Genomic DNA, 10178 nt, shown 5'->3' with positions numbered 1-10178 from the left:
AGCGCGGCTCCGGCCGCTGAACCGGCCAGCGCCGTGGTGCCCGCGGCGTTCCCGGCGGCAGGGCGTTCACCAGCGGCGACACCGCCGCGCGGCGTGACGGCCGGGGCCTCCTCCTTCGGCGCCGGAGCCGGGCGGTCGCCCGCCGCGACACCGCCGCGCGGGGTCACCGACGGGCGGGCCTCCTTCGGGGCGTCCGACGGCCGCGCCTCCTTGGGGGCTTCGGCCACCGGAGCTGCCTCGGCGGGTGCCGACGGCTTCGGGGAGGCGTCGGCGAAGGCGGCGGTGGACGGGATCAGCACCGCACCGGCCGCGGCGGCGGCGAGGACGGCGGTACGCAGGGTGAAGCGTGAGGTCGAAGCGGTCATACGGATGGCTCCATTCCGGACTCGGCCCATGACGGACCCGGTGCCGGTTCGCACCGGGTACGGGGCATGCCGCCAGGCTGTCGCGGAGTTATGAAGAAGCTGTCAGAGCGCTGTGGTCATCCCATCAAGGGCCGGGACCGGCCCCGCTCGACCTGACAGGGCCCGGTTCCTCCTGCCCGGGCCGCGCCGACACGGGCAGCCGCAGGGTGAACGTCGACCCGCCGCCCTCGGTGCTCGTCGCCTCCGCCGTACCGCCGTGGGCCTCGGCCAGTTTCCGGACGATCGCGAGGCCGAGGCCGCTGCCCCCCGTACGGCGGTTACGGGACTTCTCGGCGCGCCAGAAGCGGTCGAAGACGTGCGGCAGGTCCTCGGCGGGAATCCCGGAACCGGTGTCCGCCACCTCGACGACCACCGCCGCCCCGCCGCCCTCCGCGGGCTCCGGGGCGTACGCGCGCAGCGTCACCCGGCCGCCCTCCCCGGTGTGCCGTACGGCGTTGGAGACCAGGTTGCCCACCGCCTGCCGGAGCCTGACCGGGTCCGCGAGAAGGGCGGGCCCCGGGGTGGCGGTGGTGACCGCGAGCGTGACGTTCGCGTGCTCGGCCCGGGCCTGGTGGGCGGCGGCGACCTGACTCAGCAACTCCCCGGCCCTGACCGGTTCGCGGCGCAGGCGCAGGGCCCCGGCGTCGGCCTCGGCCAGGTCCTGGAGGTCGTCGATGATGTGCTGGAGCTGCACCGCCTCCTCCAGCAACGAGTCGACGAACGCCGGATCAGGATCGGCGAGTCCGTCCTGGGCCGCCTCCAGCCAGCCCCGGATGTTGCTCAGCGGAGTGCGCAGCTCATGGGCGACATCGCTCACCATGGCCTTGCGCTGCTCCTCCAGCCGCGCCCGGTGCGCGGACATGTCGTTGAACACGGTGGCCAGCCGGCCTACCTCGTCGTCCGTCGAGACCGGTACGGAAGCGGGCTGTTCGCCGTCGCGCATACGCTGCGCGGCGCCGGTCAGCGCGTGCAGCGGGCGCACCAGACGGGCGCCCGCGAGCACGGACGCACCCACGGTCAGGGCCAGCACCAGCGCCGCGGCGCCCGCGATCCTGGCGGTGTTGGCGGGGGAGAGGTCGAAACCGGGCAGCGTCGCGCCGCCCTCGTCACCGATGAACAGCAGGGCGGGGGAGGCCACGTACGAGCTGAGCTGTTCGCTGCGGGCCGTCCCCACGCAGGACGCGATGGCCCGGTCGTCCTCCCCGGTGCGCCCGTCCGGCACGACGGACGGCACGGCCTCCTTCGGGCGAGCGTCGCCCGGGTCGCTGGGGCCGGACAGGCCAGGTGCTCCGGACGCCACCGGCCGGGGCTCGACCGGCCCCGCCTCCTCGGCCGGATCGCCCCAGGACAGGTCGTTGTTCAGCCGCACACCGCCGCGGCCCTGTCGCTCCAGACAGGCGTCGGCCAGCTCGGTGAGGGCGTCGAGCGCCTTGCGTTCCGAACGCGTGGGCTCCTCCAGGGCCGCGAGGTCGCAGCGGGTGCCCAGGGCCCGTTCGGGGTCGTTGCCCACGACCTGCACCCGGGGGCGGCCGCTCGGGCCGACGACCACGTCCGAGGCGATCCCCGCCCGGTTCAGGCACTCCACCTTCCCGTCGGCGGTCCGCCGCAACGCCGTGCGCTCGGCCCCCGACAACCGGAACGGGCCGACCGCCCGCGGGTCGATCCGGTCGGCGGCCGCGCCCTGCCGGTCGGTGCTCCGGGCGGCCAGGACGGTGTCCACGGACAACGGGTCGACCACGGCCGAGGCCTCCGGCGGCAGCGCCGGAGCGCCCGGGTCGGCGGCGGAGTCGGCGAGCGGCTGCCGGGACCGGGTGGTCAGGGCGACCCGGCGGCCCGACTCCCGGGCCAGCTCCCGCACCGTCGCCTCCACCCCGTCCCAGGTCGGATTGCGGGCCGCGTACCCGAGCAGGGTGTCGTAGATCCGGGCGTCCGCGGTGAGGTTCTGCCCCTGCTCCTGCTTGATCGCGCCCGAGGTCGTCTGCACGGCGATCCAGGCGGTCGCCGCCACCGAACACACCGCCACCAGCACGGACACCGCGAGCAGCCGCCCCAGCAGACTCCGCCGCAACGGCAGCCGGGCCCGGCCACGGCCCTCCCGCACCCGGTCTCCGCCCCCGCTCGGTCCGCCGTCCGGGCCGCCCCGGCGGCCTTCCCGCGCCCGACGAACTCCCCGCGCCCTACGCACGCCGGGCGGCCCTCGCCGGGTCGGTCAGTTTGTAGCCGACGCCGAAGACGGTGAGCAGCCGTTCCGGCCGGCGCGGGGCCCGCTCGATCTTCTTCCGCAGGTTCATGACGTGCACATCGACCGTCCGGTCGCTGATGTAGCGGTCGAACCCGTGCAGTTCCTCCAGCAGCCGCTGACGGCTGAACACCCGGTCCGGGCCCGCCGCCAGCGCCGTCAGGATCCGGAACTCGCCGCGGGTGCACTCCACCGGGTCCCCGTCCACCGACACCTCGTGCCGCTCCGGGTCGACCACCAGGGAACCCACCCGCAGGACGGGGTCCTCGGTGGCCGGCCCGGGTGGCGCTGTCCGCCGTGCCCGGCGCAACAGCGTGCGGACCCGGGCCATCAGTTCGCGCGGGCTGTACGGCTTGGTGATGTAGTCGTCGGCGCCGAGATCCAGACCGAGCAGCAGATCGTCCTCGGTCGAACGGGCGGTCAGCATCAGCACGGGCAGCTCCCGGCCCTCCGCCCGCAGCACCCGCACCACGTCCAGGCCGTCGGCCCGGGGCATCATCACATCGAGAACCAGCAGGTCCGGCTCCTGCTGCCGGACGGCGTCGAGCGCGGCGAGGCCGTCGCCCACGATCCGTACGGCGTGTCCTTCCCGTTCCAGATAGCGGCGTACGAGTTCGGCCTGCTTCTCGTCGTCCTCGGCGACTATGACGTCTGCGCACACGCCTCCGATCGTAGAGCGCGGCTAGAGTGCGAGGCAGGGGCGGGTTCCGGGAGCGCGGAAGCCGGGAAGGGAACCGGCGCGTTCACCTCCGCGAGGTGGGCGCACCGGCGGAAGGAGACGGGTTGAACAGCCTCGGCGGGGACGGCGGCGGATCGACGTACAACACGGTGTCGGGAGACGCCGTCGTCGTCGGACCCCTTCTGATGGCGCAGCGCATCGAGGGCATCCGGCTGCCGCCCGCGGCGCCCGACGCCCCGCCGCGTCAGGGCCCACCGCCCAGCCGGGTGTTCGTGAACCGGATCAAGGAACGCGCCGGTCTGCTGGACGCGGCGGTGGCTCTGGCCGCCGACCCGGAGCCGGGTGTGGTGCTGGTGATCGGCGTCGGAGGGGTCGGCAAGACCCAGCTCGTCGCCCAGTGCGTCGGACGCGAACTGAAGGAACTCTTCCCGGGCGGGCAGCTCTATGTCGACCTGGAGGATCTGCGCCGGGACGGGGTGGTCGATCTCGCCGCGGTCCTCGGCGGGTTCCTGCGCGCCCTCGGGGTGAACAACGACTACGTGCCCGGCGGACTCGCCGAACGTACCGCTCTCTTCCGCAGTGTCGCCGCCCGCAGCCGTCTGCTCGTGGTGGTGGACAACGTGCAGCACGCGCCGGAGGCCCGCGCCCTCGTACCGCCGCAGGGTCTGCTCGTGGTCACCGGACGCCGGGCCCTGCCGTCGCTGCTGATGGACGGGGCCGTACTGATCGACGTCGCCCCGCTCGACGAGGCGGCGGGCACGGAACTGGTACGCCGCTGGCATGCCGGTGCGGACGAGGAGACGGCCGCCGACGTCGTACGGCTGTGCGCGGGGCACCCCCTGGCGCTGCGGGCCGCGGTGGAGTGGCTGGCGGCGCGGCCCCATCTGACGCTGGACGACGTGGTGCGTGATCTGACGGCCGGACGGTACGGAACGGGCGAAGGCGGAGACGGGGTACGTGGGGCAGCGGGGGCGGCCATGGGCGTGGGCGAGGGGTCTCGGGAAGACCGTGTGAGCGAGGGAACCGGGGAGGGCGGCGTGGGCGAGGCGGTCGACGCAGTGCTGGATTCCGTGGTCGCCGAGGTGTCCGGACACACCCGGCACGTCTACGACCTCTTCGGGGTGCTGCCCGGCACGACGGCCACGGCGCATCTGCTGCGGGCCGTGGGCGCGGCCCGGGTCGACGAGGCGCTCGGCGAGCTGGTCTCGTCCCGGCTCGCGGTCCTGGTGGAGTCGTCCGACCGGCCCGGGCGCTACCGCCTGCACGATGTGGTGCGGGCCCACGCCCGGCTGCGTGCGCGGGCCCTGCCGCAGGAGCGGCGGCGGGACGTCCTGCGGCTCGCCGTGGACTTCTACGCCGACGCGGCCGCCCATGCCGACGCACTGGTGCTGGGCGACCGGTTCAGGATTCAGCCGCCGCCGGTCCGGCCGCTGTCCGAACTCGCCGCGCAAGGGGCGCTGTTCACGGGCCGGGCGGAAGCACTGGAGTGGCTGGACGCGGAACGCGTCAATCTCCAGGCCGTCATCCGCGCCGCCGCCGAGGAGGGGTGGCACGGGCAGGTGTGGCGGCTCTGCGAGTCGTTGTGGGCGCTCTACCACAGCCGCAAGCACCTCGCCGACTGCATCGCGACCGGCCGCCAGGGCATCGAGGCGGCCCAGCACGAGGCGCGCCCGGACGCGGAGGTCCGGATGCGCAACCAGGTGGCCCGCGCCGCGTACGAACTGGGCGATCTGGACGGCGCGGACGCCGAACTGGCCGCCGCCACGGAGCTGCTCGGCCTCGTCGGTGACCCCCGCCTGAGCGGTGTCGTGTGGGAGACCCGAGGCCTGATCGCCCTGGCCCGCGACCTGCCCGGGGAGGCCCGGGAGCTCTTCGGCCGGGCGCTGGCGGCGAACCGCGCGGTGCCTGACCCGCACGGCGTCGTCGTCCAGAGCTACAACGTCGGGCAGGCGCTGGTGGCCGGTGCGAGGTGGGCCGACGCCCTCGGCGTACTGGACGAGGCGGCCGACACCGCCCGGGACACCGGTGACGACCCCATGCTGCCGAGGATCGATCTGGTTCGCGCCCGTGCCCTCGCCGGACTCGGGGAGATGGCCCGGGCGGTGGCCGCGGCCGGTGCGGCGGCCGACGGGGCCGCGGCGCTGGGGCAGCTGGCCAAGCTCGACCAGGCCCTCGCCCTGCTCGCTTCGCTGGCCGAACAGGCCGAGGACGAGCCCTTGCGGGCCGCGTGCGAGGAGAGACTGCGGGCGTTGCGCCGGACGATGGGACTGAAGCCACCGGACGGCACGGGCTGACGCCCGGCAGCGGCCGGGGCGCACCGTGCGCCCCGGGCCGGGCCCCGCACCGGCGAACCCGCCCGCCCCCTTCTACCCCTTCCTCCCGTCCCCTCGGAGCTGCGTTGTCCTCGGTGCCGTCACTGCTGAGCCGCCCGTCCAGCTGGTTCCGCCGGTCCAGCCGGCCGGCCCCTTCCCGCTGGAACACCTGGGACCCGCCGCGGGCCGAGGTGCTCGGGGTGGCGCGGACGCTCACGTCCGCCACCCGGGTGGCGGACGTGATGCATCTGCTGCGCACCGAGGACGGCATCGAGAAGTTCTACACGGTCAATCCGGGATCGGCGTTCGCCGACGGCCTCGACGCCTATCTGTCCGGCCTCGGTGTCCACGTGCTGAGCTGGGAGGAGGCGACCCGGCGCTCCTTCGACCTGGCCGTCAGCTGTTCGGTGCACCCGACGATGCGCAGGCTCGACGCCCCGCTGATGGTGCTGCCGCACGGCGCCGGGTACAACCGGCTCGTCACCGAGTCGACCGGTGACTCCCGCGCCCCCGCCGGGCTGTCGCGGCGGGAGCTGATGTGGCGGGGGAAGGTCGTCCCGAAGGCGATCGGCGTCTCCCATCAGGCGCAGATCGACCGGCTCGCCGAGACCTGCCCCGAGGCCGCGCCGTACGCCCTGGCCGTCGGCGACTGGTGCTTCCAGCGCATCACCGCGAGCATGACGCACCGGGACCGCTATCGCTCACGGCTCGGCGCGGTCGACGGGCGGCGGCTGGTGGTCGTCCACTCCACCTGGAGCGAGCACTCCCTGCTCGGCCGCCATCCGGACCTGCCACTGCGTCTGGTCACCTCGCTCCCGGCCGACGAGTTCGCCGTCGCGGCCGTCTTCCACCCCAATGTGTGGGCCCGGCACACCCAGGCGGGCGTGCTGGAGCGGTTCGCGGCGGCGATGGACGCGGGGCTCATGATCATTCCTCCGCAGGAGGGCTGGCGCGCCGCGGTGGTGGCCAGCGACTGGGTGGTCGGCGACCACGGCAGTACGTCGTTCTACTCGGCCGCGGCCGACCGCGTCACGCTGCTCGCCGCCACCGGCCTCGACGAGCTCGACCCCTTGTCGCCCGCGGCCGCGTTCGGGAGGGGCGCGCCGCGGCTGGACCCCGAGGGGGACCTCCACGCACAACTGCTGGAGGCGGCCCGCCGCCACGACCCGGCGGTGCTGCGGCCCGTGGTGGACAGGCAGCTCGCTTCGATCGACACCTCCGGCGAGGTGACACGGGCCCGGATGTACGGCTTTCTCGCCGGGCGCGGGGTCCGGGTGCCCCAGGAAGCCCCGCAGCCGGTCCCCGTACCCGCTCCCGAGCCGGTGAGCCGTACGGCGCCCACGGCGTACGACGTGACGGGGGCGCACGCGGCGTGGGGCATCGTCGACGTGCGGCGGCGGCCCCTCGTCGCGGGGCACCACACGCAGGCACTCGGCTTCTACGCCGTCACCACGGAGGAGAACCACCCCCACTGGCCGCAGGCCGCGGAGGTGCTGGCCCGGACGGTCGCCGACGCAGAGGTGTCCGCGCTCGACTGGATCGCCGAAGCGGCCCTGCGCCACCAGAACCTCAATGTCCTGGTCGCGCGGCTGGACGAGACCCGCTGCCTCGTCCGGCTGCGCGGCGGGCGCCAGTTGGAGGCCCGTACCGAACGTGACTGGGGTGCCCGCAGGCCCCCGCTCGACCCGGTCCTGCTGGGGTCGGCCGTCAATCTCTGGCTCACCGACGGGGAGCGGACGAAGGACCTGACGGACGGGCTGACCCTGCGCACGGGGGAGTGGGAGATCCGGGTGGCCTTCACCTCGCCGAGGTAAGGCAACCAGGAACCGGTCAGAAATCGATCAGGAATCGATCGGGAATGAGTGCAATCGACCCCGGTGGTTCACAGAAGCTCCTTATAGTGGTCCCGCGTTGATCGTATGGTCGCAACGCGCGAAGCCGTCGCCACTGGAGTCCGTACGATGACGAACCCCTCGTCCGCCACGCCCGAGCCCCCGGCCGGTGGAGGCGGTGGCTGTCCCATGGGATCCGGCACGGGAGCCGTCCCGATCGGCGGGCCCGGCTTCCACGTCGAACCCCAGGAGCTCTACCGGTCCATGCGGCGCGAGCACGGACCCGTCGTCCCGGTGGAGCTGCCCGGCGGCTTCCCCGCCTGGCTCGTGATCGGCTACCGGGAACTCCACCAGGTCACCAGCGACGGGGACTTGTTCCCCCGGGACGTCTCCCTGTGGAACCAGTGGGAGAACATCCCCGCCGACTGGCCGCTGCTGCCCATGGTCGGCACGCCCATGCCCTCCATCTACTTCACCGCCGGGGCCGAGCACCGCCGCCACGTCGACATGGTCGTACCGGCACTCGAAGGCGCCGACCCCTTCGAGATCCGTCAGCACTGCGAGCAGTTGGCCGACCGGCTCATCGACGCCGTGTGCAGCCGCGGCACCGCCGACCTCGTCGCCGAGTTCGCCGAACCGCTCCCCGTCCTCGTCCTCGCCCGGCTCGTCGGGTTCCCCGACGACGAGGGCGCCGACATCGCGCGGGTGCTCAAGGACCTCGCCGACGGCGGGCCCGACGCCCAGAAGGCCCATCTGCGCTTCGGCGAGCACATGCAGCGGCTCGTCGCGGCGAAGCGGGCGCGGCCGGGCGACGACGTGACCTCCCGGATGCTCGCCCACCCGGGGCCGTTCACCGACGAGGAGTACGCGCTCGACCTGATGGCCATCACGGCCGCGGGCCATCTGACCACCGCCGACTGGATCAGCAACTCCACCCGGCTGATGCTCACCGAGGACCAGTTCGCCGATGCCCTGTCCGGTGGGCGGCACAGCGTCGCCGAGGCCATGAACGAGGTGCTCTGGGAGGACGGTCCGACCCAGATCCTGGCCGGGCGGTGGGCCTCGCGCGACGCCCGGCTCGGTGGCCGCGAGATCGCCCGCGGCGACATGCTCCTCCTCGGCCTCGGCGCGGCCAACACCGACCCGCACATCCGCCAGCAGGTCACGGACGTGGTGGTCCGGTCCGGGCAGGGCGGCAACAGCGCGCACATGGCGTTCAGCCACGGCGAGTACCGCTGCCCCTTCCCCGCCCAGGAGATCGCCGAGATCATCGCCCGTACCGGCATCGAGGTGCTGCTCGACCGGCTGCCCGACCTCGAACTGTCCGTCCCCGTGACGGAGCTGGTGCGCCGGCCGTCCGCCTTTCTGCGCGGCACGACCGCGCTGCCCGTACGTTTCACGCCCGTACGCTCGACAGGAGACGCGTTGTGAACTGCCCGCACACTGCAGCCGCGCAGGCCGACCGGAGCGGCGGGACCGTCGTCATCGACCCCATGGTCCAGGACCTGGACGGCGAGACGGCACGGCTGCGCGACGCCGGGGCGCTCGCCCGGATCGACCTGCTCGGCGTACCGGCCCGGACGGTCACCCGGCACACCGAGGCACGTCAACTGCTGCTCGATCCGCGGCTGGTGAAGGACATCAACGCCTGGGACCTCTGGCAGAGCGGTGCCGTGACCCACGCCTGGCCGCTCATCGGCATGATCGACGCCGGACGCTCCATGTTCACCGTGGACGGGGCCGAGCACCGGCGGCTGCGCACCAAGACCTCGCAGGCGCTCACCCCGCGGCGGCTCGAAGCGATCCGCCCGGCCATCGAGAAGTTCACCGAAGAGCTGCTGGACGACCTGGAGGCCGCACGCGGCGAGGACGGGGTCGTCGACCTCAAGACCGTGTTCGCCCAGCCGCTGCCGATGCGGGTGGTCGGCATGCTCATGGGCGTCGACGAGTCCCAGCACGCCATGCTCACCCGGAAGTACAAGGCGTTCTTCTCGATGCTCACCCCCCAGGAGGAACGCCTCGCCCTCCTGGCCGAGTTGGACGTCTTCTACACCGAACTGGTCCGGGAGAGGACCGCCCGGCCGACCGACGACCTCACCAGCGCGCTGATCCTCGCCGAGGAGGGCGGCGAGCCGCTCACCGAGGAAGAGGTGGTCGGCAACCTCAAGGCCATGGTGGCCGCCGGGCACGAGACCACCATCGGGCTGATCCTCAACGCCGTACGCGCCCTGCTCTCCCACCCCGGCCAGCTGCGCCAGGTCCTCACCGGGGAGTCCGGCTGGGACGCGGTGATCGAGGAGACGCTGCGCTGGGACACCCCCACCACCCACCTGCTGATGCGGTTCGCCACCGAGGACATCCCGGTGGGCGACGACGTCATACGCAAGGGGGAAGGGATCGTCATCTCCTACCGGGCCATCGGGCGCGACACCGGGCAGCACGGCCCCGACGCCGACGCCTTCGACATCAACCGGCCCACGCGCAACCGCCACATGGCCTTCGGGCACGGCCCGCACATCTGCCCCGGCGCCGCGTTGTCACGCGTCGAGGCGGGTGTCGCCCTGCCCGCTCTCTTCGCCCGCTTCCCCCGGCTGCGGCTCGCCGTACCGGACGAGGAGATCACCAAACTCCCCGTGATGACGCAGAACGACATGGCCGCCTTCCCCGTGCTGCTGGGCTGAGCCCGCCGTACGTGCCTTCGCCCGGCGGCTC

7 protein-coding genes are annotated in these 10178 nt (G+C 73.6%); 4 read left to right on the top strand and 3 right to left on the bottom strand.

Annotated elements, in window-relative coordinates; genetic code table 11:
* The 3 genes from CIB93_RS30515 to CIB93_RS30505 form a co-directional block, all read right to left on the bottom strand.
* Positions 1-365 (bottom strand): hypothetical protein (locus tag CIB93_RS30515; RefSeq protein ID WP_096631582.1); only part of this gene is annotated, 365 nt, incomplete at its 3' end.
* Positions 366-489: 124 nt separating this feature from the next.
* Entirely contained in the window at positions 490-2505 is a 2016-nt protein-coding gene (locus CIB93_RS30510; RefSeq protein ID WP_257002434.1) for a HAMP domain-containing sensor histidine kinase, read from the bottom strand.
* Between the two features lie 76 nt (positions 2506-2581).
* The gene (locus CIB93_RS30505; protein ID WP_179500294.1) at positions 2582-3304 is read right to left on the bottom strand and encodes a response regulator transcription factor; all 723 of its coding nucleotides are present in this window, start codon (positions 3302-3304) and stop codon (positions 2582-2584) included.
* Positions 3305-3426: 122 nt separating this feature from the next.
* Between CIB93_RS30505 and CIB93_RS30500 the strand changes: the two genes are divergently transcribed.
* The 4 genes from CIB93_RS30500 to CIB93_RS30485 all read left to right on the top strand — a co-directional run bounded on the left by CIB93_RS30500 (position 3427) and on the right by CIB93_RS30485 (position 10147).
* Positions 3427-5616, top strand: coding sequence for a regulator (locus CIB93_RS30500; RefSeq protein WP_096631579.1), 2190 nt, complete (start codon positions 3427-3429; stop codon positions 5614-5616).
* Positions 5617-5720: 104 nt separating this feature from the next.
* Positions 5721-7448: a hypothetical protein gene (locus CIB93_RS30495; RefSeq protein WP_096631577.1), complete on the top strand. Its 1728-nt coding sequence runs from the start codon at positions 5721-5723 to the stop codon at positions 7446-7448.
* A gap of 147 nt (positions 7449-7595) precedes the next feature.
* The gene (locus CIB93_RS30490) at positions 7596-8897 is read left to right on the top strand and encodes a cytochrome P450 (RefSeq protein ID WP_096631576.1); all 1302 of its coding nucleotides are present in this window, start codon (positions 7596-7598) and stop codon (positions 8895-8897) included.
* Positions 8894-10147: a cytochrome P450 gene (locus tag CIB93_RS30485; RefSeq protein WP_096631574.1), complete on the top strand. Its 1254-nt coding sequence runs from the start codon at positions 8894-8896 to the stop codon at positions 10145-10147. Before CIB93_RS30490 ends, CIB93_RS30485 begins: the two co-directional genes overlap by 4 nt.
* Positions 10148-10178: the final 31 nt, after the last annotated feature.

Source organism: Streptomyces sp. WZ.A104, from assembly GCF_002382885.1.
In the GTDB taxonomy this organism is placed as follows: Bacteria; Actinomycetota; Actinomycetes; order Streptomycetales; family Streptomycetaceae; genus Streptomyces.
This window is presented reverse-complemented; position numbering and strand designations above follow the sequence as displayed.

Excerpts from the sequence above, each read along its gene's own strand:
- CIB93_RS30490 (WP_096631576.1), top strand. The coding sequence starts at position 7,596 with ATGACGAACCCCTCGTCCGCCACGCCCGAGCCCCCGGCCGGTGGAGGC.